The organism is Stenotrophomonas sp. K-6, from assembly GCF_056861555.1.
This window is the reverse complement of the sequence record NZ_JBSPUC010000001.1, coordinates 25,500-49,954: the sequence shown is the minus strand read 5'-3', so window position 1 is coordinate 49,954 and position 24,455 is coordinate 25,500. Positions and strand designations below refer to the sequence as shown.

21 protein-coding genes and 1 riboswitch are annotated in these 24,455 nt (G+C 66.8%); of the genes, 5 read left to right on the top strand and 16 right to left on the bottom strand.

From position 1 onward, the window contains the following. Positions 1 to 7: 7 nt before the first annotated feature. The 10 genes from AC13F7_RS00205 to AC13F7_RS00160 form a co-directional block, all read right to left on the bottom strand. On the bottom strand, positions 8 to 385 hold the full coding sequence (locus AC13F7_RS00205) for a DUF2946 family protein (RefSeq protein WP_482998878.1): 378 nt from the start codon (positions 383 to 385) through the stop codon (positions 8 to 10). 100 nt (positions 386 to 485) lie between these two features. Beyond that, the gene (locus tag AC13F7_RS00200) at positions 486 to 2,273 is read right to left on the bottom strand and encodes a DUF885 domain-containing protein (protein ID WP_482998877.1); all 1,788 of its coding nucleotides are present in this window, start codon (positions 2,271 to 2,273) and stop codon (positions 486 to 488) included. A gap of 84 nt (positions 2,274 to 2,357) precedes the next feature. Beyond that, positions 2,358 to 2,699, bottom strand: coding sequence for a lipid-A-disaccharide synthase N-terminal domain-containing protein (locus AC13F7_RS00195; protein ID WP_346473034.1), 342 nt, complete (start codon positions 2,697 to 2,699; stop codon positions 2,358 to 2,360). Continuing rightward, positions 2,699 to 3,421, bottom strand: a complete 723-nt coding sequence (locus AC13F7_RS00190) for a glycosyltransferase family 2 protein (protein ID WP_346468683.1) — start codon at positions 3,419 to 3,421, stop codon at positions 2,699 to 2,701. The genes AC13F7_RS00195 and AC13F7_RS00190 overlap by 1 nt, the downstream gene beginning before the upstream one ends. 87 nt (positions 3,422 to 3,508) lie before the next feature. After that, entirely contained in the window at positions 3,509 to 4,474 is a 966-nt protein-coding gene (locus AC13F7_RS00185) for an SDR family NAD(P)-dependent oxidoreductase (RefSeq protein ID WP_482998876.1), read from the bottom strand. An 84-nt stretch (positions 4,475 to 4,558) separates the two neighbouring features. Then, positions 4,559 to 4,867: a helix-hairpin-helix domain-containing protein gene (locus AC13F7_RS00180; protein WP_019185615.1), complete on the bottom strand. Its 309-nt coding sequence runs from the start codon at positions 4,865 to 4,867 to the stop codon at positions 4,559 to 4,561. 35 nt (positions 4,868 to 4,902) lie between these two features. After that, complete coding sequence (locus AC13F7_RS00175) at positions 4,903 to 5,826, bottom strand: ParB/RepB/Spo0J family partition protein (RefSeq protein ID WP_123729796.1); 924 nt, start codon at positions 5,824 to 5,826, stop codon at positions 4,903 to 4,905. Beyond that, entirely contained in the window at positions 5,826 to 6,623 is a 798-nt protein-coding gene (locus AC13F7_RS00170) for a ParA family protein (RefSeq protein WP_019185613.1), read from the bottom strand. Before AC13F7_RS00170 ends, AC13F7_RS00175 begins: the two co-directional genes overlap by 1 nt. A 201-nt stretch (positions 6,624 to 6,824) precedes the next feature. Further along, the gene (gene rsmG, locus AC13F7_RS00165; RefSeq protein ID WP_482998875.1) at positions 6,825 to 7,463 is read right to left on the bottom strand and encodes a 16S rRNA (guanine(527)-N(7))-methyltransferase RsmG; all 639 of its coding nucleotides are present in this window, start codon (positions 7,461 to 7,463) and stop codon (positions 6,825 to 6,827) included. Positions 7,464 to 7,513: 50 nt separating this feature from the next. Next, positions 7,514 to 8,113 carry a 4'-phosphopantetheinyl transferase family protein gene (locus tag AC13F7_RS00160; RefSeq protein ID WP_482998874.1) on the bottom strand — a complete coding sequence of 200 codons (600 nt, stop codon included), beginning with the start codon at positions 8,111 to 8,113 and terminating at the stop codon, positions 7,514 to 7,516. Between the two features lie 90 nt (positions 8,114 to 8,203). Here AC13F7_RS00160 and AC13F7_RS00155 point away from each other — a divergent pair, with 90 nt between their 5' ends. Further along, positions 8,204 to 8,455 carry a GlsB/YeaQ/YmgE family stress response membrane protein gene (locus AC13F7_RS00155; protein WP_068854466.1) on the top strand — a complete coding sequence of 84 codons (252 nt, stop codon included), beginning with the start codon at positions 8,204 to 8,206 and terminating at the stop codon, positions 8,453 to 8,455. 55 nt (positions 8,456 to 8,510) lie between these two features. Here the strand turns inward: AC13F7_RS00155 and xth are convergent, their stop codons facing one another. Further along, positions 8,511 to 9,281, bottom strand: a complete 771-nt coding sequence (gene xth / locus AC13F7_RS00150; protein WP_482998873.1) for an exodeoxyribonuclease III — start codon at positions 9,279 to 9,281, stop codon at positions 8,511 to 8,513. Between the two features lie 258 nt (positions 9,282 to 9,539). On the opposite strand from xth, the gene AC13F7_RS00145 reads away from it, so the two are divergent. Further along, the gene (locus tag AC13F7_RS00145; protein ID WP_482998872.1) at positions 9,540 to 9,773 is read left to right on the top strand and encodes a hypothetical protein; all 234 of its coding nucleotides are present in this window, start codon (positions 9,540 to 9,542) and stop codon (positions 9,771 to 9,773) included. Positions 9,774 to 9,936: 163 nt separating this feature from the next. Here AC13F7_RS00145 and AC13F7_RS00140 read toward each other — a convergent pair whose 3' ends face one another. The 3 genes from AC13F7_RS00140 to AC13F7_RS00130 form a co-directional block, all read right to left on the bottom strand. Next, the gene (locus AC13F7_RS00140) at positions 9,937 to 11,352 is read right to left on the bottom strand and encodes a coniferyl aldehyde dehydrogenase (RefSeq protein WP_482998871.1); all 1,416 of its coding nucleotides are present in this window, start codon (positions 11,350 to 11,352) and stop codon (positions 9,937 to 9,939) included. Between the two features lie 177 nt (positions 11,353 to 11,529). Further along, complete coding sequence (locus tag AC13F7_RS00135; protein WP_481470467.1) at positions 11,530 to 13,185, bottom strand: MFS transporter; 1,656 nt, start codon at positions 13,183 to 13,185, stop codon at positions 11,530 to 11,532. A gap of 66 nt (positions 13,186 to 13,251) precedes the next feature. Next, positions 13,252 to 14,679: a DcaP family trimeric outer membrane transporter gene (locus AC13F7_RS00130; protein ID WP_481504471.1), complete on the bottom strand. Its 1,428-nt coding sequence runs from the start codon at positions 14,677 to 14,679 to the stop codon at positions 13,252 to 13,254. 381 nt (positions 14,680 to 15,060) lie between these two features. Between AC13F7_RS00130 and acs the strand changes: the two genes are divergently transcribed. From acs to AC13F7_RS00115, 3 genes are all read left to right on the top strand, one after another. Then, positions 15,061 to 17,004, top strand: a complete 1,944-nt coding sequence (gene acs, locus AC13F7_RS00125; protein WP_482998870.1) for an acetate--CoA ligase — start codon at positions 15,061 to 15,063, stop codon at positions 17,002 to 17,004. A gap of 200 nt (positions 17,005 to 17,204) precedes the next feature. Further along, on the top strand, positions 17,205 to 17,870 hold the full coding sequence (locus AC13F7_RS00120) for a response regulator transcription factor (RefSeq protein ID WP_481470469.1): 666 nt from the start codon (positions 17,205 to 17,207) through the stop codon (positions 17,868 to 17,870). 90 nt (positions 17,871 to 17,960) lie between these two features. After that, positions 17,961 to 18,124, top strand: a riboswitch (yybP-ykoY riboswitch). Positions 18,125 to 18,139: 15 nt separating this feature from the next. Then, positions 18,140 to 18,718 (top strand): manganese efflux pump MntP, encoded by a 579-nt coding sequence (locus tag AC13F7_RS00115; RefSeq protein WP_481470470.1) that lies wholly within the window; start codon positions 18,140 to 18,142, stop codon positions 18,716 to 18,718. 30 nt (positions 18,719 to 18,748) lie between these two features. Here the strand turns inward: AC13F7_RS00115 and AC13F7_RS00110 are convergent, their stop codons facing one another. Together AC13F7_RS00110 and AC13F7_RS00105 are read right to left on the bottom strand one after the other, a co-directional pair. Then, positions 18,749 to 22,198, bottom strand: coding sequence for a hybrid sensor histidine kinase/response regulator (locus AC13F7_RS00110; protein ID WP_482998869.1), 3,450 nt, complete (start codon positions 22,196 to 22,198; stop codon positions 18,749 to 18,751). A 78-nt stretch (positions 22,199 to 22,276) separates the two neighbouring features. Then, a complete protein-coding gene (locus AC13F7_RS00105) occupies positions 22,277 to 24,424 on the bottom strand; it encodes a S46 family peptidase (protein ID WP_482998868.1) in 2,148 nt (715 codons plus the stop codon). Positions 24,425 to 24,455: the final 31 nt, after the last annotated feature.

The window sequence follows — 24,455 nt, the reverse complement described above, 5'->3', positions numbered from 1 at the left end:
CAGGGCATCAGATCGCTATCGGAGGACGCAGCAGGTTTTCGGGCGGCTGCGTGCACAGCTGCGCGATCAACCCGGCAGGCACGCCGTGGCTGGGGGCCGCCGGCAGGCTCCAGGCCATCGCAGCCATCGGCAGCACGCCGCCGTGGCCATGGCAGTGGCCGCAATGCACCAGGGCATGCAGCCAGTCTTCCTTGCCGTCGTCGTCGCCCGGCACATCGGCGGCGTCATCCAGGCTGCCATGCACGTCGCTGCTGTCCGCGTGCACGCTCAGGTGGATGTCGGCCAGGGCCGAGGCCAGCGAACTGCCGAACACGCCCACACCGACCACCACCAGCATCAGCAGGCGGAGCAACAGGGACGGACGCGGGCGGGTACGACGGAACATGGCCTGCAGGGTAGCCGGGCGTGAAGCCGTTACACAATCGCAGCCCGGCAGGTCGGTTCACGTTGGCAGGGGCCGGCGCGATGGCCGGCCCCCGCGCATCTCAGCTGGCCGCGGCCTTGCGCTGGGCGATGAAGGCCTGGATCTGTTCCTCCAGCACCGGCAGGGGCACCGAGCCCTGGCTGAGCACGGCGTCGTGGAAGGCCTTGACGTCGAAACGGTCGCCCAGTTCCTGCTCGGCCTGCGCACGCAGGCGCACGATCGCGATCTCGCCGAGCTTGTAGCTCAGCGCCTGGCCCGGCCAGGAGATGTAGCGGTCCACTTCGGTGGTCACTTCATGCTCGCTCAGCGCGGTGTGGTCGCGCAGGTAGGACAGCGCCTGCTCGCGGGTCCAGCCCTTGTGGTGCACGCCGGTATCGATCACCAGGCGCGCGGCCCGCCACATTTCGTAGGTCAGGCGGCCGAAATCCTCGTACGGGGTTTCGTAGATGCCCATCTCCACGCCGAGCTTCTCGCAGTACAGGCCCCACCCTTCGCCATAGGCGGAAATGTAGTTGTTGCGGCGGAACGCGGGCTGCTCGCCCTGCTCTGCCGCCAGCGCGCCCTGCAGGGCATGGCCCGGATCGGACTCATGCAGGGTCAGTGCCGGCAGGTTGTACAGCGGCCGCGCCGGCAGGTTGTAGGTGTTGAGCCAGTAGGTGCCCATGCCACCGCGGCCGGCGGTCCAGAACGGGGCGATGTCCGGCGGCACCGGCACGATGGTGAAGCGCGCGCGCGGCAGCGTCATGTACTTGCCGATCACGCCGTCCACGCGCTTGGAGATCCACGCCGCACGGTGCAACAGCTCGTCCGGGGTCTTGGCGTAGAACTGCGGATCGGTACGCAGGAAGGTCAGGAACTCGGCGAAGCTGCCCTTGAACTCGACCTGCTTGATGATGCCGTTCATCTCGGCCTGGATGCGCGCGACTTCCTTCAGGCCGATCTCGTGGATCTGCTGCGGGGTCAGGTCCAGCGTGGTGTATTCGTGGATCTGCTGCTTGTAATACGCCTTGCCACCCGGCATCGCCTCGGCGGCCAGGGTGGTGCGCGCCTGCGGGACGTACTCGCTGGCGAAGAACGTGCGCAGCTTGGCGAACGCCGGCACCACGCTGCCGCCGATCGCCTGGCGGGCCTGCTCCTGCAACTGCGCCTGCTCGGCGGCCGGGATGCTGGCCGGCAGCTTCTTGAACGGGGCGTACAGCGGCGATTGGGTCGGGTCCTTCAGTTCGGACACGGTGGCAATCGAGACCTCGCGGCCATCAAGCACCGCACGCGGCACGCTGAAACCGCGCTTGAGGCCGGCGCGCATGTTCTCGGTCTGCTGGTCGAAGTAGCGCGGCACATCGTTCAGGCGCGCGATGTAGTTGCGGTAGTCCTGCGCGGTCTTCATCTCGCGCCGGGCCATGAAGGACAGGTTCGACCAGAACGAGGAGTCCGCGTTGAACGGCATTTCGTAGGCGCGCAGGCGTACCTCGGCGGCCAGGTTGAACACCTGGTCGCGGTAGATCGCGTAGTTGATGCGGTTCTCGGCCGAGAGTGCCTTGGTGTCGATCTTGCCCAGCTGGGCCAGGACGTCATCCCAGACCTTCAACCGGCCCTGCTGCGCGGCCGCGCCGACATCGGGCATGCGGGTGGCGTTGGCCGGGCCGTCGCCGTCTTCGCTGGCTTCACCGCCACCGGCTTCGCGCCAGGCCCATTCCTTCTCGTAGATCGCGCGGAACTGCGCATCGGCGGGGCTTTCGGCGGCCAGGCTGGCCGGGGCGGCGGCCGGGGCAGCCGGGGGCGCGGCCAGGGCAGCGCCGGCGGGAAGAGCCAGGGCGAGCAGCAGCGCAGCAACGAGCGGTGATTTCACGGTCAGGGGTTCCCGAGGGACGGCAAACCCCGATCATGGCACCAAGCTGGCGGGCGGTGCATGGATCAAAAGTCCTGCGCGACCCTAGTGCGTCGCCTTGTCCCGCTTCCACCCACGGTGCGCGATATCCAGCTTCAGGCTGTACAACGCGGTGAAGGCCGGGAACAGGTTCTGCAGCACGCCCACCGAGTCCTGCTTGGCCGAGAACAGGAAATAGCTCAGCGTCATCAGGCTGCCGACCACGCTCATGTACCAGAACAGGCGTGGGATCACCGGCTTGCCAGCGCGGCGCGAGGCGATGAACTGGACCAGCCAGCGGCCGCCGAACATCAGCGCGCCGGTGTAGCCGATCAGCTTCCAGCCGGTGACGTGCAGGCCGGTCCAGTACAGCCAGGTGAGCGGCTGGTCGAGCCAATGCAGTTCCATCAGCGTTCTTCCACGGCGGTGCGCTTGCTGCGCGTGATCAGCCAGGCCACCCCGCGCAGGTCACGGATGCCGACCAGGGCGCGGCCGAGATTGTTGTACTTGGAGACCCCGGCCGTGCGGTGGCGGTGATTGACCGGCACGCTGGTCGTCTGCCAGCCGGCCCGTTGCATCAGCGCCGGCAGGTAGCGGTGCATGTGGTCGAAGTACGGCAGGTCCAAAAACGCGGCGCGCTCGAACAGCTTGATGCCGCAACCGGTATCGGGCGTGTCATCGCGCAGCATGCGGGCGCGGATCGCATTGGCCCACTTGCTGGCCCAGCGCTTGCTGCCCGAATCCTGGCGATTGACGCGCCACCCGGCGAACAGCTTGACCTCGGTGGCGGCTGCGGCCCGTGCAGCGAGCAGCTTGGGGATGTCGGCCGGATCGTTCTGGCCGTCACCGTCCAGGGTGGCGATCCACGGCGCACGCGCGTGCTTGACGCCGTTGCGCACCGCGGTGCTCTGCCCGCTCTGGGTCACGTGGTGCAGCACCCGCAGCTCGGGCGTGACGGCCTTCAGGGCCTGCAGCACCGCCAGGGTGTCGTCGCGCGAGTGGTCGTCGATGTAGACGATTTCGAAATCGATCTGCCCACGCAGTGCGGTGGTGATCTCGTTGATCAGGGGCGTGACGTTGTCGCGTTCATTGAAGACCGGGACGACGACCGACAACTGGGGTTGGCTCATGGTCGGGCTCTGCGTATGGCCAGGATCGAAAAAGAGCGCGCATTCTCCGCGCCCGAGGTTATCCGAAGATGAATCGGCGTGTGTGTGTCAGGCGTGAGCCCCGAAGTAATCGCGGCACCAGGCCACCACCGGCGGCAGACCGCGCTCGATCGGCATGGCCGGCGCATAGCCGAATGCGTCATACGCGCGCGTGGTGTCGGCCATGGTGCGGATCATGTCGCCGGGCTGCATCGGCTTGTAGACCTTCTGCGCCGGGCGTCCGGCCGCGGCCTCGATGACGCCGATGAAATGCTCCAGTTCGATCGGCGTGTGGTTGCCGAGGTTGAAGACTCGATGCGGAACGACCTCGCTGGACGGATGCGCCAGCGCGCCGAGGATGCCATCCACGATGTCGGAGACATGTGTGAAGTCGCGCTGCATCTTGCCGTCGTTGAACACGTCGATCGGGCGGCCGGCCAACACCGCGCGCGAGAACAGCAGCGGTGCCATGTCCGGGCGGCCCCACGGGCCATACACGGTGAAGAAGCGCAGACCGGTGGCATGCAGCCCGAACAGCTGGGCGTAGGTGTAGGCCATCAGCTCGTTGGCGGCCTTGGTCGCGGCATACAGCGAGCGTGGCTTGTCGATGCGCTGGTCTTCGGAGAACGGCGGGGTCGCCGAATCGCCGTACACCGAGCTGCTGGAGGCATACACCAGATGGGCCACGCCACGATGGCGGCACAGCTCCAGCATGTTGACGAAGCCGGTCAGGTTGCTGTCGACGTAGGCATGCGGGTTTTCCAGCGAGTAGCGCACGCCGGCCTGTGCGGCCAGGTGGATGACCCGGGTCGGCTGGACCTCATCGAACAGCGCGGCCAGGCCCTCGCGATCGGTCAGGTCGAGCACGCGGATGTCGGCGTCCGGGCACAGCGCGGCCACGCGATCGCGCTTGATCTGCGGATCGTAGTAGTCGTTGTAGTTGTCCAGGCCGACGACGCGCTCACCGCGCTCAAGCAGGGCCTTGCAGGTGTTGGCGCCGATGAAACCGGCCGCGCCGGTCACGAGAATCGTCATGGGGTCTGTCCGTCATGCAGCCACGTATCAATACAGCGTGCCCGGGACGCCCGCGTGGCGATCCGCGCGTCCCGGTGGCCCGCCTCACCAGAGGCTGAGCGGCGCTTCCTTGGCCAGGGTGGCCTTGCGTTCCTTGCTGAAATCCCACCACGGCCGCGGCGCCTCGCCCTGCATGAAACGCAGCACCGACAGAAATACATCGATCACGCAGGGGTCGTGCATCACCCCGGTGCGCAGACACAGCTGCGCATACATGTCATAGGCATCACGACCGCGCAGATGCGCTGGCACGCGGATGCCGATCAGACGGAGATCTTTCTCACAGGCCGGCCCGACATTCGGCAGGTCGGTCAGACGCAACAGATGGTTGCGGTCGACCTTGGTGGGGTTCATTGGTTGGGGAAGATCCTCTGACGCCTGCGGGGGACTCAGCCCTTCTGTGCGCGAAGTCGGTCGAGCACGCCATCCAGCGTGTCCAGGTCGGTGTAATGGATGATCAGCTTGCCCTTGCCGCCACGGCCGTGGGCGATCGCCACGCGGGCACCCAGCGACTCGGACAGTTCGGTTTCCAGCGAGGCGATATCGGCCTGCGGCGCGGCGGCGGCGGGCTTCTTGCGCAGCGCGCCGGGCACTTTGCCGGCCGCGAACTGCTGGGCGCGGTGTTCCACTTCGCGTACCGACCAGCCCTGGTCGGCCGCTTCCTGGGCCAGCTTGCTGGCCAGTTCCGGCGCCAGTGTCAGCAACGCACGGGCGTGGCCCATTTCCAGCCGCCGGGTTTCCAGCAGCAGGCGGATGGCGATCGGCAGCTCGAGCAGGCGCAGCAGGTTGGACACCGCCGCACGCGAGCGACCGACGGCCTGTGCGGCCTCGGCGTGGGTCAGGGCGAATTCGGAGATCAGCCGCTGCAGCGCTTCGGCTTCTTCAAGCGGGTTGAGGTCTTCGCGCTGGATGTTCTCGATCAGCGCCATCGCGATGACGGTGCGGTCTTCCAGCTCACGCACCACCACCGGCACTTCATCCAGGCCGGCCAGCTGCGACGCGCGCCAGCGGCGTTCGCCGGCCACGATCTCAAAGCTGTCCGGGCCCAGCTGACGCACCAGGATCGGCTGGATCACGCCCTGCGACTTGATCGACTCGGCCAGCTCGGCGAGCTTGGTCTCGTCCATGTCGCGGCGCGGCTGGTACTTGCCCGGCTGCAGGTGACCGACCGGCAGCTTGCGCAGGCGTTCGCCCGGCTGCGGTTCGACCACGGCGGCTGCCTGCACCTGTGTCACTGCCCCCTTGGGCCCCAACAGCGCGTCGAGGCCACGGCCGAGGCCGCGTTTCTTGCCGAGGGCAGGCTTGGTGCTCATCAGGCGGTCTCCATGGCCTTGTCGGCCTTCTTGCGTTGGTTGTTGCGACGGATGATCTCGCCAGCCAGGCCGAGATAGGCAACGCCACCGCGCGAGGCACGGTCGTAACCGACGATGCTCTGGCCATGGCTGGGCGCCTCGGCCAGGCGCACATTACGCGGCACGATGGTGCGGAACACCTGCTCGCCGAAGTGCTCGGTCAGCTCGGCCGACACGGCATTGGCCAGGTTGTTGCGCACATCGAACATGGTCCGCAGCACACCCTCGATCTCCAGGGCGGGATTGAGGTTGGCACGCAGCGCTTCGATGGTTTCCACCAGCGCGCTCAGGCCTTCCAGCGCGTAGTACTCGCACTGCATCGGCACGATCACCGAATCGGCGGCGGCCAGCGCGTTGAGCGTCAGCAGCGACAGCGCCGGCGGGCAGTCGATCAGGATGTAGTCGTATTCGTCGCGGATCGGGGCCAGCGCGCGCTTGAGGCGCTGCTCGCGCTCGCTCTGGTCCATCAGCTGGATCTCGGCGGCGGTCAGGTCGATGTTGCCCGGGAGCAGGTCGAAGCCTTCCGGGGTCTTCACCCGGACCTCGGCCGCGGTGCTTTCGCCCAGCAGCAGATCACAGGTGGAGGCGGCGACTTCGCGCTTGTCCACGCCGCTGCCCATGGTCGCATTGCCTTGGGAATCGAGGTCGACAAGAAGCACGCGCTTGGGTGCAGCAGCCAGGGAGGCGGCCAGATTGACAGCGGTCGTGGTCTTGCCGACGCCACCTTTCTGGTTGGCGATGGCGATGATGCGGGCCATGCGGGTGAGCCTCATCGGCAGGGAGTGGGACTGGTCATTATGCGTATATGGGGCGTGTCATGCACTGTGAGATGCGCGGAAGGCACGCGCCGCAATACCGCAGCGACGCCCACGGGCACGCCGATGGCGCCGCGTGGGGCCACCGCGGGAGGGGGGCGGGACGACCGTAGGGCGGGCGATGCAGGCGGTGAGGTCACCGGCTCACGGGCCGGTGACCACCACCAGATGGCGCTCGCCGGTCAACCCGGGAACGCTCAGCGGCACCACTTTCTCCACCGCCCAGCCGGCCGGCAGCTGCGCGATCTCGTCGTGCGGGTACACGCCTTTCATCGCCAGCAGGCGGCCCCCCGGGCGCAGCAGATGCCCACCGACCCGGATGATCCCGGCCAGGGTATCCATCGCGCGGGCGGTCAGGTGGTCATAGGCGGCCGGTTCGGCCAGTGCCTCGGCACGCGACTCGGCTACGCGGGCGTTGCCCAGGCCCAGCTGGCGCACGGCCTCACGCATGAAGCGCGCTTTCTTGCCATTGCTTTCGACCAGGGTCACCTGCAGCTGCGGGCGTGCGATGGCCAGCGGGATGCCCGGCAGCCCGGGGCCGGTGCCCAGATCGGCCAGGGTGCCGGTCTCCAGGAACGGCTGCATCGCCAGCGAATCGAGCAGATGGCGGGTCACCATCTCCAGCGGATCGCGGATGGCCGTCAGGTTGTACGTCCGGTTCCAGCGGTCGAGCAGGGTCAGGTAGGTCAGCAGTGGCGGTGCCAGCGCGGCGTCCAGCTGCATGGCGGCCAGGCCGCGCTCAAGCGCGTCGGCGACGCCAGCGGGGAGGGTGTGTTCTGTCATGGTGCCATTATCGCAGGTCGGTAGCGCCGACCGTGGGTCGGCTAGCCATCTCACAGGGCATGCCAGGCCAGCGCCGCCCGGAAATCATCGGCGGCCTGCCACTCATGCAGGTGCCAGCGCTCGGCCGGCCCCAGTTCCGGGTCGCACCAGGCCAGGTGCAGCCCATCGTCGATGCCGGGCGCGAGCTGCAGCCGGTGCAGACCGAAGGAGATGCCCTGCCCCTGCGCCTTCAACAGCGCCTCCTTGGCGCACCAGACGCGGAAGAACCAATGGTGGCGGGCGTTCTCCTCCAGCGATTCCAGCCAGGCGATCTCGGCCGGGTGGAAGAAGCGCTGCACGATCTCCAGCATCCGCGGGCGTGGGCGCAGCGGCTCCAGGTCCACGCCGAGGCGGACGCCTTCCCCGAGGGCGACCAGCAGCTGCCCATGGCTGTGGCTCCAGCCGGTCCCCACATGCGCCAACGGGCCGTGCAGCGCTGGCCGGCCGCGCGGGTCGCGCTGCAGCGGCAGGTCCTCCGGCGCCCCACCCAGCTGCTCGGCCAGCAGGACCCGGGCCTGCGGCTCGCCCCGGGTGCCCGGCACATGCGGCAGGCGCCAGACCGTGACCGGACCGAAGCGCCACGGGCCCTCCAGCGTCGCCGGCAGGGTCATGCGAACGCCCCGAAAAGAGCACTGCACGGTGACTTCACGGCACGTACCGTCAACTGGCCCGGTGCCATCCACTTATTGGGAGTCAACGTCATGGGCATCATCATCTGGTTGATCGTCGGCGGTATCGTGGGCTGGCTTGCGAGCATCATCATGCGGCGCGATGCACAGCAGGGCATCATCCTGAACATTGTGGTCGGCATCGTCGGCGCGCTGATTGCCGGCTTCCTGTTCGGCGGCGGCATCAATGAAGCGATCACCATCCGCACGTTCCTGTTCTCGTTGATCGGCGCAGTGATCCTGCTCGCGATCGTGAATCTGTTTACGCGTCGAAGCGTCCGGTAACGAACTCACGTACCTCGTTTGATCGACAAGGCCCGGCACTGCCGGGCCTTGTCATTTATGGCGCCAGCTCTACCCACGCCGGTGCATGGTCGCTGGGCCGCTCCCAGGTGCGCGGCTCACGGTCGATGCCCGAGGCCAGCGCGCGCGCCTTGAGCGCGTCGGAGACCAGGGTCAGGTCGATGCGAAGGCCGAGGTTGCGACGGAAGCCGGCCGCCCGGTAGTCCCACCAGCTGAACACGCCCTCTTCCTCGCTGTGCAGACGGAAGGCATCGTGCAGGCCCAGCTGCAGCAGCTTGTTCAGGGCGCCGCGCTCGGCGGTGGAGGTCAGGATGTGGTTCTCGTTCCAGACCAGCGGGTCGTGCACGTCGCGGGCATCGGGCGCGATGTTGAAGTCACCCATCACCACCAGCTCCGGGTACTTCGCCAGCTCGGCCTCGACCCAGGCATGCACGGCCTCCAGCCAGCGCAGCTTGTAGGCGTACTTGTCGGTGCCCACGTCCTGGCCGTTGACTACGTACAGGTTGATGATGCGCACGCCGTTGACGGTACCGGCGATGGCACGCTTCTGCTCATCCTCGAAGCCGGGGATGCCGATCTGCACGTCCTGCGCCGGTTCGCGCGAGAGCAGCGCGACGCCGTTGTAGGTCTTCTGCCCGGCAAACACGCTGCGATAGCCCAGCCCGGCCAGCACCGCGTCGGGGAACTTGTGGTCCTCCATCTTGGTTTCCTGGATGCCGACCACGTCCGGCGCGAACGCCGTGAGCCATTGTTCCAGGTGCGGCAGGCGCACGTTGAGCGAGTTGACGTTCCATGAGGCGATTTTCATGTGCGCCATTCTACCGGTAGCCACCGGACGTTGGTCGGTGGCGCAGGTAGTGCCGGCCGCTGGCCGGCAGCCTCTCGCGTCCGGGCACACAGATTTTTGCCACACGCCTGCGTCCCCCGCTAGGCTGTGGCCCACCCTTGGTAGCGCAGATATTCAATGAACGCAGATGCCTTCGTAGCAAGGTGGTACGCGGAGAAAGCGAACCTGCTCGCCATGGCATGGACCCCAGGCACGGCGTGCGCAGCAAGGATCGCCGCGATGAATCTGTCGCCCGAGCAGACCCAGCAGTTGCGGGAGATGCTCGATGTCTTCACCACCGACGCCCTGTACACCCTGCTGCTCGGCCTGGATGGAAGCGCCGCGCTGGGGGGTGACCAGCGCCACTACACCCTGCTGGACGAGGACGGTTCGGTGATCGCCGAGGAAGGCGATCTTGAAGCTGCGGCTTATGCGTGGTTCCACGAAGGCCGATCGTCGCAGCCGGGGCGTTGATCGTTCTTTTCTCAACGCCAAGCTCGATCAGGCCCGATGCTTAGGCACGGCCGCGTGAGCCGAATAGCCGTGGTAATCGGCTCACCAGCGCATCGGTTCGATTTCTTGCGCGGGACCCGGGCAGCCGAGCAAGGCTCGACGTTACCGTGCAACACAGCAAGGTTCACCGCACCATCGCCTTCAACATCCCGGCGATCTTCGAATACGGCGGCTTGAGCAGATCGCTGGCGGCCCAACGCGACTGCCACAGGATGGGCAGCTGCTTGCTCATCGCATCGAAACCGGCGCGCGCGTGATAGGCGCCCATGCCACTCGGGCCAACGCCGCCGAACGGCAGCCCATTGACCGCAAAATGCAGCAGGGTGTCGTTGACGGTGACGCCGCCGGCCACGACCTGCGCCAGCACCCGTTCCACCTGCGTACGTTCATGACTGAAGACGTACAGCGCCAACGGGCGATCACGCGACTGCACGGCCGCGATGGCGGCGTCCAGATCCGGATACGCGCAGACCGGCAGGATCGGGCCGAAAATCTCCTCGCGCATCAGCGCCAGATCGGCCGGCGGATCGAGCACGATGGTCGGCACGATCAGCCGCTCGCGCCGCGCACGCTCGGGATCGACCGTGGCCAGTTCGATCACCGGCACGCCCCGCGCGCGGGCTTCATCGAGATAGCCGCGCAGGCGCTGGTACTGGCCGTCGTGGATGATCCGGGTGTAATCGTTGGCGTCGCTGAAATCGCCATAGCGCGCCTGCACCTGGGTCTGCAGCTGCTGCACCAGCTCGCGCTGGCGATGGCCGTCGATCAGCACGTAGTCCGGCGCGATGCAGGTCTGGCCGGCATTGAAGAACTTGCCGGTGGCCAGGCGCGCGGCGGCCTTCTCCAGCGGGTAGTCGCTGCAGACAATGGCCGGGGATTTGCCGCCCAGCTCCAGCGTGAGCGGGGTCAGGTGCTCGGCGGCGGCCGCCATGACCTTGCGGCCGATGGTGGTGGAGCCGGTGAACACCAGGTGGTCCAGCGTCGAGCCGGCCAGGGCGCTGGCGAGGTTTCCATCGCCCTGCACGACCGCCACGCGATCGGAAGGGAACACGTCAGCCAACAGCGAGTGCAGGAATGCGCTGGTGCGGGGCGTGTGCTCGGACGGCTTGAGGATCACGTGGTTGCCGGCGGCGATCGCGGTGGCCAGCGGAATCAGCGCCAGGTTGACCGGGTAGTTCCAGGGGGAGATCACCCCGACCACGCCCAGCGGCACCGGGCGGGTCTGTGCACGCGCCGGCCAGAACCGCCAGCCGACACCGACCCGGCGCGGCCGCATCCAGCCGCGCAGATGGCCGCACAGATGATCGATGTCGCCGAGCACGGTCATGCCGTCGGCGATCAATGATTCGTGGGTGGAGCGGTGGCCGAAATCGGCCGAGATCGCCGCGGCCATGTCCGGCAGGCGCGCCTTGAGGGCAGCGCGCAGGCGCTGCAGGTCATCGCGGCGCTGTTCCAGCGTCGGGCGGTTAGCCTGCCAGGCAGTGCGAAGGGTCTGCAGGATCGCGGGCAGTGCGGCGGGATCGGTGTGGGCATCGCTCATGGGCCGACTATAGCGGCAGGCTGCGTGATGGCGGGATCGGTAGTGTCGGCCGCTGGCCGGCAGCCTCACACGCTTCTCCGCAGGTTTCGGGAGCTGGCCAGCGGCCGGCACTACCCCGCAAAGAGAAAGGGCCGCGATCTGCATCGCGGCCCCTTCGTCCTGCCGTGTGAATCACCGTTACTTGGTGATGTCCACATCCTTGGTTTCATGCAGGAACAGGCCACCGACCACGACCGTCATCAACGCGATGATGATCGGGTACCACAGGCCGTAGTAGAGGTTGCCGGTACCGGCCACCAGCGCGAAGGAAATCGCCGGCAGGAAGCCACCGAACCAGCCGTTGCCAATGTGGTATGGCAGCGACATCGAGGTGTAGCGGATACGCGTCGGGAACAGCTCGACCAGGTAAGCGGCGATCGGGCCGTAGACCATGGTCACGTACAGCACCAGCAGCCACAGCATGAAGATCGTGCCCGGGATGTTGATGCGCGCATTGTCGGCCTTGGCCGGATAACCCGCGGCACTCAATGCACCCTTGAGCTCCCCGCCGAAGGCATCACCCTTGGCCTTGAGCTCGTCCTTGGTCAGGCCCGCCGCCTCGTAGGAGGTCACGGCGGTGGTCCCGACGTTGACCGTGGCCAGCGTACCGGCCGGTGCCGGCTTCACTTCATAGGGCACACCGGCCTTGGTCAGGGCCGCGGTGGCCACGTCACAGGAGCTGGTGAACTTGCGCAGGCCGACCGGATCGAACTGGAACGAGCAGGTGTTCGGATCGGCATTGACCAGCGCCGGCGAGTTGGTGCGCGCTTCTTCGATGGCCGGGTTGGCGAAGTGGGTCAGACCCTTGAAGATCGGGATGTAGGTGATCGCGGCCAGCAGACAGCCGGCCAGGATGATCTTCTTGCGGCCGATACGGTCCGACAGCCAGCCGAAGAAGATGAAGAACGGCACGCCCAGCGCCAGCGCTGCGGCGATCAGCAGGTAGGAGGTGGTGGCGTCGACCTTGAGCATGCTGCTCAGGAAGAACAGCGCGTAGAACTGGCCGCCGTACCACACCACGGCCTGGCCGGCTGCGGCGCCGAGCAGGACCAGCAGCATCAGCTTGAGGTTGCCGTCCTTGAGGCTGTCACGGAACGGGGTCTTGGAGCCCTTGCCTTCGGCCTTCATCTGCTGGAACAGCGGGGATTCGCTCAGCTGCAGGCGGATCCACACCGAAATGCCCAGCAGCACGATCGAGACCAGGAACGGAATACGCCAGCCCCAGGCTTCGAACGCTTCATTGCCCAGGAAGTAGCGGCAGGCCAGGATGATCAGCAGCGACATGAACAGGCCGAGCGTCGCGGTGCACTGGATGAAGCTGGTGTACAGGCCACGCTTGTCGGCCGGTGCATGCTCGGCGACGTAGGTTGCCGCGCCACCGTATTCGCCACCCATCGCCAGGCCCTGGGCCAGACGCAGGATGATCAGGATCACCGGGGCGGCGAAGCCGATCGAGGCGTAGTTGGGCAGCACGCCGACCAGGAAGGTCGAGATGCCCATGATCAGGATCGTGACCAGGAAGGTGTACTTGCGGCCGATACGGTCGCCGAGGCTGCCGAAGAAGGCCGCGCCGAACGGGCGCACGAAGAAGCCGGCCGCGAACGCCAGCAGCGCGAAGATCATGCCGGTGGTTTCATTGACACCGCTGAAGAACTGCTTGGCGATGATCGCGGCGAGCGAGCCGTACAGGAAGAAGTCGTACCACTCGAAGACGGTACCCAGGCTGGACGCGAAGATGACCTTCTTGTGTCCCTGGGTAAGTTGGGCTTTCGCCGGTGCAGGTGTTGTTGACATGGGACGCTTCCCCTCCGAAGCAATCGTGGTGTTGTGCCGGCTGTTCACCGGCAATCGTTTTTTCTTTTAGAAGCTGTACTTCGTGGTGAACTGCAGGCGGCTGATATCGCCCTTGCGGCCATCTTCGATCTCGCGCACGCCGTACATCAGCTCGGCGCCGACATCGACCTTGGGCATCGGCGTATAGAACACGTTGCCGCGGATGCTCTGCACGCTCTTGGTGACCAGCGGGCCGAGGCTGCCGTCGTTGTCGTAATCGCTGCGCGCATAGATCAGGTTGGTGCGCAGCTTCGGAGTGAAGGCGTGGCGCCAGCCGACGTAGCCGGCCAGCACGCCGGTCGGGTTGAGTTCGTCGCGGGCGATGTCATACGCGGTATCGGCGGTGACGCCCAGGCCGATGTAGCGTGCGATGCCTTCACCGCCGGTGACCTGGTAGTGCAACGTATCGGTCGGGCCCATCACCCACTTGCCGCCCAAGGTCAGGCCGCCGGCGATCTTGTCCGCATCGGCGCCGGTGGTCTGGTTGTCGACCTTCAGCTGACGGACCACGCCGCCCACGCCGAAGGTGCCCCAGTCACCCTTCCAGCCATAGCGCAGGGTCAGATCGGGTAGCGCGCCGCGGTCGGAATTGCTGGCCGCGTTGGTCCACGCACCGGTGACCGGGTTGCGGGTGCCGGTGAGCAGCGTGGTCTCCGGGTTTTCCAGCGCGACGCTGAAGCCGCCCTGGGTGTAACGGATCTGTGCCTGGCGCACGAAGACCACACCGTCGGTCGGGCCGACGAAGTCGGCCGCTTCCGGGATCGAGGCGGCATCCATGAAGTTCGACCAGGTCTGGCCGGCCATCCAGTTGTTCCAGTACATGTAGGCATGACGCAGCGTCACACCGTAGGTATTGGTCGCGGTCTGGTTGCCCAGCGAGTTGCCGAAGAAGTCCATTTCGAAGAACGCGCCGGCCTTGTTGCCGCCTTCGCTGACGTTGTCGATGCCGAGGTTGAAGCGCGAGAACTTGGCATGGGCGTTGTAGTCCACGTCCGAACGCTTGCCGCTGCCGCCAGCACCGGCCACCGGGGTCTGGCCCGGCAGATACAGCGCGCGGCCCGTGGCATCGTCGGCAAGCTGGCCATCACCGGTCTGGGTAGCCAGGAAATCGGCCTTGATGAAGCCGCCGATCTTGACCGTGGTACCCGGCGCGGCGCCCGGGGTGATGGTGGTGACCTGGATCGGCTGCTTGCCTGCCGGCACCGTGGCGGCCACCGGTTGCTGCGCCTGGACCGTGCGCACGGCGGTGACATCGGTCTGGGCCTGGCTGATCTGGACCTGCTGTTGCTGCTGGTTGTTCAGCAGCAGCTGGACCTGGCGCTCCAGCTCGACGACGCGTGCTTCCAGGGCCTTTTCTTTTGCGGTTTCGGCGAACGCCATGCCTGGCGCGATCAGTGCGACGAACATGGCGGCGGCCAACGGCCGGCGTGTCGTCCTCAGCAAACGGTGGCTCATGTTGCCCTCTCTCCCGGGTGGCAAGGTGATGCCGCGCATGGGGCACGGTCGACCCGAGGGTGCGGCGCGTTGACGCACCGAAGCTATTGGCCATTAGTCGTACTCGCCCGCCAGGGGCGAGTACGACCCGGGCGCCCACGGCGACCGGCAGGTGCCGCAGGCACCGCGCAGGTACCGACCGTTGGTCGGTACGCCTTGCCTCACGACCAACGGTCGTGAGCTACCGACGTTGCTGCCATGTCATATCCGGATAGTCGGCGTTCGACCAAGGTCTAACCACCTCCACACCGCGCAGGCGGGTGGATGCGGCAAACTGAGGGGGAGAGGTCGTCACTTATGTTGCGACCGCACAACCCAAGTCAACGTGCAAGTGAGGGTGCCATGGCTGATCTTTACCCCGTCGACGCCGCGTTCGCCGCGGCATCGCGGATCGACAAGAACACGTACCAGCAGCTCTACCGTGAATCGGTGGAGCATCCGGATGCCTTCTGGGGCAAGGCCGCCGAGCGCCTGGACTGGTTCAAGAAACCGACCCGTATCAAGAACGTCAGTTATCAGATCGACGATTTCCGCATCAAGTGGTTCGAAGATGGCGAGCTCAACGCCAGCGTCAACTGCCTGGATCGGCAGCTCGACAAACGCGGCGACAAGATCGCCCTGCTGTTCGAGCCCGACAGCCCGGATGCACCGGCCCAGGGCGTCACCTATCGCGAACTGTATGAGCGCACCTGCCGCCTCGGCAATGCGCTGCGCAACCTCGGCGTCAAGAAGGGCGACCGGGTCACCATCTACCTGCCGATGATCGTCGATGCCGCCGTGGCCATGCTGGCCTGCGCGCGTATCGGTGCGATCCACTCGGTGGTGTTCGGCGGTTTCGCCCCGAACTCGATCGCCGACCGCGTCATCGACTGCGGCAGCAAGCTGATCATCACTGCCGACGAAGGTCTGCGCGGTGGCAAGAAAATTCCGCTCAAGGCCAACGTGGATGCCGCGCTGAAGCTGCCTGGTACCACCACCGTGGAAACGGTGCTGGTGGTCCGCCATACCGGCGGTGCGGTGGACATGCAGGCCCCGCGCGACCGCTGGTTCCACGATGTGGTGGACCCGCAGCCGGCGCAGTGCGAACCCGAGCGGATGAACGCCGAGGATCCGCTGTTCATCCTCTACACCTCCGGTTCCACCGGCAAGCCCAAGGGCGTGCTGCACACCACCGGCGGCTACCTGCTCTACGCGGCCTACACCCATGAAGCGGTGTTCGACCTGCGCGAGGACGACGTCTACTGGTGCACCGCCGACGTCGGCTGGGTCACCGGCCACAGCTACATCGTGTACGGCCCGCTGGCCAATGGCGCCACCTCGGTGATGTTCGAAGGCGTGCCGAACTTCCCGAACACCTCGCGGTTCTGGGACGTGATCGACAAGCACCAGGTCACGATCTTCTACACCGCCCCCACCGCGATCCGCGCGTTGATGCGCGAAGGCGATGCACCGGTCAAGCGCACCTCGCGCAGTTCGCTGCGCCTGCTCGGCAGCGTCGGCGAGCCGATCAATCCGGAAGCGTGGCGCTGGTACTACGAGGTGGTCGGCGACAGCCGCTGCCCGATCGTGGATACCTGGTGGCAGACCGAAACCGGCGGCATCCTGATCTCGCCACTGGCCGGCGCGGTCGATCTCAAGCCGGGCTCGGCCACCCTGCCCTTCTTCGGCGTGCAGCCGGCCCTGGTCAACGCCGATGGCGAGATCCAGGAAGGGGCGACCGAAGGCAACCTGATCATCCGCGATTCGTGGCCGGGCCAGATGCGCACCGTCTACGGCGACCATCAGCGCTTCATCGACACCTACTTCCGCACTTACCCGGGCAGCTACTTCACCGGCGACGGCTGCCGTCGTGACGAGGATGGCTACTACTGGATCACCGGCCGCGTCGACGATGTGATCAACGTTTCCGGCCACCGCATCGGCACCGCCGAAGTGGAAAGCGCGCTGGTCTCGCACCCGAAGGTGGCCGAAGCGGCTGTGGTTGGCTTCCCGCACGACATCAAGGGCCAGGGCATCTATGCCTACGTGACCCTGATCGCCGACGAGACGCCGAGCGATGAACTGCACAAGGAGCTGGTGGCCTGGGTGCGCAAGGAGATCGGTCCGATCGCCGCGCCCGATCATCTGCAATGGGCTCCGGGCCTGCCGAAAACGCGCTCGGGCAAGATCATGCGCCGCATCCTGCGCAAGATCGCCGAGAACGCCCCGGACCAGCTCGGCGACACCTCGACCCTGGCCGATCCGTCGGTGGTGGCCTCGCTGGTGGAAGAACGCAAAGTGAAGTAACCCTTCGCCGTAATGGCGCAGGATGGGGCCGCGTCATCGCGTTCGCGCTGTCGCTCCCACGATCCGCACGCGGATCGTGGGCCCCGCCTCACCAGCACCCACACCCCGCCGCTTCGCGGCCGCCCCCTGACTCAGGGGGCTGTCATCCCGATAGAATTTTTCGTTGCGTCGCTGCACGCCTCCGCAACATGGCCCCCACCATGACGACCCTCCTGATTGCCGATGACCACCCGCTGTTCCGTGAAGCCCTTCGCGGGGCCGTACAGCGCGTCATCCCCGGCGTACAACTGTACGAAGCGGACAGCGTGGAAGCGCTGTACCAGCTGGCCGACCAGCACACCGACGCCGACCTGGTCCTGATGGACCTCAACATGCCCGGCGCGCAGGGCTTCAACGCGCTCGTGCATATGCGCGCCCTGCACCCGCAGCTGCCGGTGGTGGTCGTGTCCGCACGTGAGGAACCCACCGTGATGCGCCGCGCGCTCGACCACGGCGCCTTTGGCTTCATCCCCAAATCCGCCGATTCGGACACCATCGGTCATGCACTGGGCACCATTCTGGATGGCGAGACCTGGGCCCCAGCGGAAGCGCACAACGTGCCCCAGACCGGGCGCGAGGAACGCGAGATCGGCCAGCGCCTGCGCGAGCTGACGCCGCAGCAGTTCCGGGTGCTGCAGATGCTGGGTGCCGGCCGCCTCAACAAGCAGATCGCCTACGACCTCAACGTCTCCGAAGCGACGATCAAAGCCCACGTCACCGCGATCCTGCGCAAGCTGGGCGTCACCAACCGCACCCAGGCAGTGCTGATGGCCGGCAAGCTGGCCATCGATGACGAACAGATCGTGTTGCCGCCCGAAGAAGAGTAGTCCGTTATAGCCGGAGCTATGAATTCCAGCGTTACCTGCGCAATTCGCCGCAAACGCTCTACGCTGCAGGCCCGGTGCTAAGCTTCGCGTCCCCTTGGGGAGTAGCCGGATTCCTGCTGAAGGAATCGCCCGCGTCAACATACTCGGCCAGTGCGCCGTGGTGCGGGCAACCATCTTGGTTGGCGAGACCAGCGGTCCGCGTGCGCAACGACAGGTTGGGCGCGTCCGCGGCCCGTTGTTCGCTATCGCCCGACCTGCCGCGTACCCCAATGTCTCCTGTTTCGATCCTGCTGATCGGCTTTGCCATGTCCACCGATGCCTTCGCTGCGGCGATCGGCAAAGGCGCGGCCATGCGCAAGCCACGTTTCTCCGACGCGCTGCGCGCCGGCCTGATTTTCGGTGTCATCGAAGGCATCACCCCGGTGATCGGCTGGCTGCTCGGTCGCGCTGCGCTGGAGTATGTGGAGGCCTTCGATCACTGGATCGCGTTCGGCCTGCTCGGCGCACTGGGCGTGCACATGATCATCAACGGCCTGCGCCCCGATGAGGATGCAGAGGAAGACGACACCAGCAAGCACCACGGTTTCTGGCGGCTGGCGATGACCGGTTTCGCCACCAGCATCGACGCGATGGCGGTCGGTATCGGCCTGGCCTTCCTCGACGTGCACATCGGCGTCATGGCGCTGGTCATCGGCCTGTGCACGCTGACCATGGTCACCTGCGGGATCATGCTCGGCCGCGTGCTGGGCGGCATGGTCGGCAAGCGCGCCGAGATCATCGGTGGCGTGATCCTGATCATCATCGGCTCGACCATCCTGTACGAACACCTCAGCGGCGCCGTGGCCTGATCGGGCACTGCGACCGCCGCCAGCCCGCGGCTAGAGATCGCCGCGGGTGTCGTGGAAGGCGGCCAGGAAGGCGCGTAGCGAGGCCGGCTTGATCGGCTTGGTCAGCAACCGGTAGCCGCGGTCGCGCGCCATCCGCTTCAGCTCATCGCGCCCATCGGCGGTGAGCAGCGCGCCGGGGATCGCGCGCCCGGCCTTCTGGCCCAGGGCCACCAGCGTATCCAGTCCATCCAGGCGGTCGTGGAGGTGGTAGTCCACCAGCATGACATCCGGCCGCTCCACCACTTTCTCCAGTGCCTGGTCGACCGTGCTGGCGGTGATCACCTGCACCTGCCAACGGCCCAGCAGCGCGCGCATGCCATCCAGGATTTCCTGGTCATTGTCCACGCACAGCACGCGCATGCCCGCCAGCGAATCGGTGCGGGTGACCGGGCTCGGTGCCGGCAGCGCTGTCACGCTGGGCAGCGCAGGTGCGGCCACCAGCGGCAGCAGGATCGAGAACATGCTGCCGCTGCCGACCCGGCTGCGCGCGTTGAGGCGGTGATCGAGCAGACGCGAGATGCGCTGGCAGATCGACAGCCCCAGCCCCAGCCCCTGCTCGCCCCAGTCGAAGGGCTGCTGGTAGCGATGGAACTCATCGAAGATCTGCTGCATGTGGTGTTCGGGAATGCCCGGGCCGGTATCCCATACCTGCAGTTCCACCTCCGACCCACGATGCCGCACCGCCAGCACGATGCGGCCTTGGCGCGTATAGCGCAGCGCATTGGCCAGGAAGTTCTGCAGCACGCGGCGCAACAGGCGGCGATCGCTGCGCACCCACGCCGGCCGCGCGAACAGGTCCAGGCGCAGGCCACGTCCGGCGGCGACGGGGGAGTACTGCGCCGCCAGTTCGCGCATCAACAGGCTGACGTCGAAATCGCCGATCACCGGGTGCAGCCCGCCGGCATCCAGCCGGGAGACGTCCAGCAGGCCATCCAGCAGCTCTTCAGCGGCGCGCAGTGACGCATCCACGCGCTCGGCCAGGTGCCGCTGCTCCTCGTTGTTGTGGTGGCTCTCACGCAGCGCAGAAGCGAACAGGCGCGCAGCGTTGAGCGGCTGCAGCACGTCATGGCTGATCGCCGCCAGGAAACGCGTCTTGGACTGCTGCGCCATTTCCGCCTCGTGCGAGCGCTCGGCCACGCGCTGCTCCAGCGTTTCGTTGGCTTCCAGCAGCGCGCGCTCGGCGTGCTTGTAGTCGGTGATGTCGTTGTAACTGGTGACATAGCCTCCGCCGGGCAACGCCTGCCCGCGCATCTCGATCACCTTGCCGTCGCTGCGGGTGCGCTCGAAGATGTGCGGCGAACCGGCGCGCATGTAGCCGATGCGGCGGTTGATCTGCACCTCGATCTCGCCCTCGCCCAGCTCGCCGCGCTCGGCGTTGTAGCGGATCAGATCGGCGACCGGGCGACCCACGTACAGCATGCCATCGGGATAGCCGAACATCTGCTGGTAGCGGCGGTTCCAGGCGGTCAGCCGCATGTCAGGATCGACCACGCTGACGCCCGCGCTGATGTTCTCCAGCGTGGTCGACAGGATCTCGCGGTTGAAGCGCAGTTCCTGGCCGGCTTCATCGAGCACCGCCACCACTTCGCCCAGATCCATGCCCGAGCCGCGCAGCAGGCTGGTCAGCAGCAGACGTGCGGACGCCGCACCGATCGAGGCGGCCAGCAGGCGTTCGGTGAACTGCACCCAGGCACGGTCGGCCGGGGCCGACGCCTGCAGCTCGCGCCCCAGCGATTGCGCCTGCTCAAAGAACGAGCGCCGTGCATGGCGGTCACCCACCACGCGCGCGGCCAGCGCCAGCAGGTCGCCCACATGCACGTGGCCCGGCCACGCACCGGCGACCGACGGCCGCTGTGCATACGGATCCAGGAAGGGTGCCGCACCCAGCCGCTCGTCCACGCCGGGACGCCAGCGCACCGAGACCAGCACCATCGCGGCCACGTTGACCAGCAGCGACCAGAACGTGCCGTGGGTCAGCGGGTCCCAGCCACTCATTCCGAACAGGTGCTGCGGCTGCAGCCAGTCGATACCGAACGGGCCCTGCACCAGCCAGCTCGCATCCATCCAGCCGGCATGGGTCAGCGCAGGCAGCAGCAGGGTATAGACCCAGGTGCCGAAGCCCAGCAGCATGCCGGCCTCGACGCCTCGGCGGCTGGCACCGCGCCAGTAAAGTCCGCCGATCAACCCGGGCGCGAACTGGGCCACCGCCGCGAACGCCATCAATCCGTACGAGGCCAGCGTGCTGTCATTGCTGCTGCCGCGGTAGTAGCTGTACGCCACCAGGGCGAGCAGCAGGATCGCCGTGCGCCGGATCCACAGCACGCGTGAGGCGACGTTCGCCGCGTCCTCGTGGTGGTCGTTGCGGCGCAGCAGCACCGGCATCACCAGGTCGTTGCTGACCATGGTGGCCAGCGCGATCGACGCCACGATGACCATGCCCGTTGCCGCCGAGAAGCCGCCGACGTAGGCGACCAGTGCCAGGAATTTGCGGCCCTCGGCCAGCGGCAGGGCCAGCACCATGCTGTCGTCGGCCACGCTGCCACCGGTGCCGAACAGGGTCACGCCCGCCGTGGCGATGGGAATCACCATCGCCGAAATGATCACCAGGTAGGCCCCGAACATCCAGCGCGCACGGCGGATGTCACGCACGTCGCCGCACTCGACCACGGCCACATGGAACTGGCGCGGCAGGCAGATGATGGCCAGGAAGCTCAGCAGGGTCTGCGAAATGAAACCGACCGGCGGCAGGCCAGTGAACAGCGTGTGCGCCGATTCGATCACCGCATCGGTGCGGTCATTGAGCCAAAGGTAGGCGAACAGCCCCAGCGCGACCATCGCGATCAGCTTGATCATCGATTCCAGCGCGATCGCCAGCATCATGCCGTGGTGGTGCTCGGTGGCATCCACCTGGCGGGTACCGAACAGGGTGGCGAACAAGGCCATCAACAGCGCCACATACAGCGCCGGATCGGTGAAGAAGCCGGTGGGCCCGACGTTGCCGGTCAGCACCTGCAGGCTCATCGCCACGGCTTTGTACTGCAGGGCCAGGTACGGCACGATGCCGATCAGCGCGATCACCGCCACCAGCGCGGCCAGCCGCCGCGAGCGGCCGAAGCGCGAGGAGATGAAATCGGCGATGGACACCACGTTCTGGCTGCGTGCGATCAGCGCCAGCCGCTCGATGATGCGCCAGCCGAACACCCACAGCAGCAGCGGGCCCAGGTAGATCGGCAGGTAGCCCACGCCATTGCGCACCGCCGTGCCGACCGCGCCGTAGAAAGTCCAGGACGAGCAGTACACCGCCAGCGCCAGGCTGTAGACCACCGGGCGCAGCCACGGGCGGTCGGGGTACATCGGGCGACGGTCGCCCCACCACGCCACGCCGAACAGCAGCGCGGCGTAGGCCACCGAGACCAGCAGCAGGATCCAGCTAGAAACCACAGGGTTGTTTCCGCGAGAGCAGCCCGCAGTGTAGGCCACGACCGTTGGTCGTGGCGCTACGGGGGCCGCCGACCTGTCTTACTCCGCCGGCACGCCCATTTCCTTCAGCAGCTCCGGCGCCGGGTACACCTTGGCCAGCAGCCAGCGCAGATAGCGCATGTCCACGTGCACCGCGCGCTTGAAGCGCGGATCGAACCACCAGCTGGCGCTGACCGACTCCCAGTTGCTGTCGAAGTTCAGGCCGATCAGCTCGCCCTTGGCGTTGAGCACCGGCGAGCCGGAGTTGCCCCCGGTGGTGTCCAGGTTGGTCAGGAAGTTGACCGTCTGGGTCTTCAGCACCGGATCGGCGGTGGAACCGAAATCGCCCTTGGCGATCGCGGCCAGCAGCGGCTTGGGCGCATCGAACGGATAGGCGTTGGTGTTCTTCTCCACGATCCCGGCCACGGTGGTCACCGGGTCGAAGTGCACGGCATCACGCGGCGACAGTACCTCCACCTTGCCGTAGCTGATGCGCAGGGTGCGGTTCGCATCCGGGTACACCGCGCGGCCCTGCTTGGCGCGCCAGGCGAACAGCGCCTGCATGTAGGCCGGGCGCAGACGCAGCTGCTCGCCTTCGCGGGTCTTGCGCTCGTCATCCAGGCGCAGCTGCGCGGCCACCAGCGGGCCAGCCAGATCGATCAGCGGATCGCGTGCCAGCGCCTTGCCCTCTTTCGCCGCGGCAAAGCGCGACAGACGCTCGGCTTCGTCGCCCAGGTGCGTGTTGGCGTACAGCGTATCCAAGGTCTTGGCCAGCGCGGCCGGGGTGCGGCCGAAGGCCGCGTCGAACTCGGACACGCGCTGCGCATCGGGCAGCTGCTGGTAGCGGGTCAGCAGCGTGGTCAGCAGGGCTTTTTCGATGGCCGGATCGTAGCGGCGCTGAACCTGCTTGAGCACGCCTTCGATCAGCGCCAGATCGCGCTGCTGGTAGCCCGTGTCACGCTCGGCATCGGGCTTGGCCGATTCGATGCGCAGCCGCTCCAGGGTCAGTGCCGAGCGCAGCAGCTGGCTCTGCGACGCCAGCAGATCGAGCAGCAGATCGCGTTCGCCCACCGAGGCGCCGCTGGACAGCGAGGTCAGCAGGGACTGGATGTCGCCCCGGTATTTCGCGTCGGTGGCCTGCAGCATCGCCGCCTCATCGGCGGCGCGCTGCGCCTTGGCATCGCTGCGCAGCAGGCCCTCCAGCTCACCGGCGGCACGCTTGCGGTTGTTCTTCAGCGACTGCAGCTGCGAGGCGTAGCGGGTGCGTGCCTGCGCGTCCTTCGCACTGGCCGCTTCGATGGTGTCGATCATCTGCTGGAACACCGCCACGCGACGCGGCAGCACGGCATCGATCTGGCCAGCGAATTCCGCGGCGGTGCGATGACGGTAGGTGATGCCGGGGTAACCGGCCAGCATCGCGTAGTCGCCGGTCTTCGGGCCGTCGATCGCCATCTTCAGGTGCGCCGGCGGGTGGTACGGCACGTTGTCCACGCTGTACGGCGCGGGCTTGCCGTCCTTGCCCACGTAGGCACGCAGCAGGGTGAAATCACCGGTGTGGCGCGGCCACATGAAGTTGTCGATCTCATCGCCGTAGTTGCCGATCGCGCGCGGCGGTGCGTAGACCAGGCGCACATCGCTCAGCTCTAGCTGGCGGATGCGATAGAAATCGGTGCCGTAGTACATGTCCGCCACGCTGCAGCGGATGTTGCCCTCCTTCTCGCACTCGGCCACCAGCTGCTTGCTGGCGCGGTCGACCGCATCGAAATACGCACGTCCGGTCTTGCCGCGCGCATCGCGCAGCACTTCATCGGTGACCTTGTCGAACCCGACCGTGACCAGCACGCGGAAATCCGGGTTGGCCGCGCGCTCATCGCTGCGGCCCGTGGCGATGAAGCCGTCGTTGATCAGGTTGTGCTCGGGCGAGGTGTTGTACTGGATCACGCCCATGGCCACATGGTGGTTGGTGAGCAGCAGGCCGTCGTCGGAGACGAACGAGCCGGTGCCGCCACCCGCACGCACCACCGCACTCAACGGCGGCGCGGTGACGTTGGCCAGGTCGCCCGGGTTGCCCTTGAAGCCCGCCGCCTTCAGCGGTTTGGCCAGGTCCGGCAGCTGGGTCGGCATCCACATGCCTTCATCGGCATGGGCGCCGGCAGCGAGGGTCAGGCCAAGCGCCAGCGCGGCGGTGAGGGGTTTGCGTGAAGACATGGGCACATCCGGTACGTCAGAACAGCCCGAG